Annotated in this window: 1 protein-coding gene; it reads right to left on the bottom strand. The window is 60.0% G+C overall.

The annotated features are described in order from the left end of the window. Positions 1 to 102: 102 nt before the first annotated feature. Positions 103 to 414 (bottom strand): DUF2853 family protein, encoded by a 312-nt coding sequence (locus EN994_RS34715; protein WP_013531020.1) that lies wholly within the window; start codon positions 412 to 414, stop codon positions 103 to 105. Positions 415 to 498 lie beyond the last annotated feature (84 nt).

Here is a 498-nt window from a genome sequence, read left to right as displayed (position 1 = left end):
CCACAAAGCAGCGCGCAAGCTATGCCCGAAGCCAGTCAGTCCCCAACAACATCACCGGCTGGCGCATGGACCGCGCCAGCCCGGCGAATTGAAGCGCGGCCGTCAGAGGGAGCCGAGTTTACCCAGGTCCTTGGCAACCAGGTAGTAGAAGGTAACCCGGTTCTTGGTGTTGTCGGCGGCCATCGCCTTGCAGACCTTCTCGATCGAAGCGTCGGCCTTGCTGTCGTCCGATATGCCGAGCTTCTTGGCAACCCAGCCAGCCTTGACGCGCTCCAGTTCCTTCGGATCGGTGCAAGACACCAGCGAGGAATCGCGGTTCCGAAGCGCAATGCCAAGATGCTTCACGATTTTGTCGACCACGTCGGCACTCGCCGAGGCATCGTATTTCTTCACGTCTGCAAGATAGTCGGCCATCAAAATTCCCCTCGTCGGCGCCACGGATCCGATCGATGAGGGCTGTGGCGCGCTGCTGCAACTTGTGCGCTATGTCGGTAACTC

Source organism: Mesorhizobium sp. M7A.F.Ca.CA.002.09.1.1 (assembly GCF_003998555.1).
GTDB lineage: Bacteria > Pseudomonadota > Alphaproteobacteria > Rhizobiales > Rhizobiaceae > Mesorhizobium > Mesorhizobium ciceri.
The sequence above is the reverse complement of the archived record's forward strand: the minus strand, read 5'-3'. Positions and strand labels throughout refer to the sequence as shown.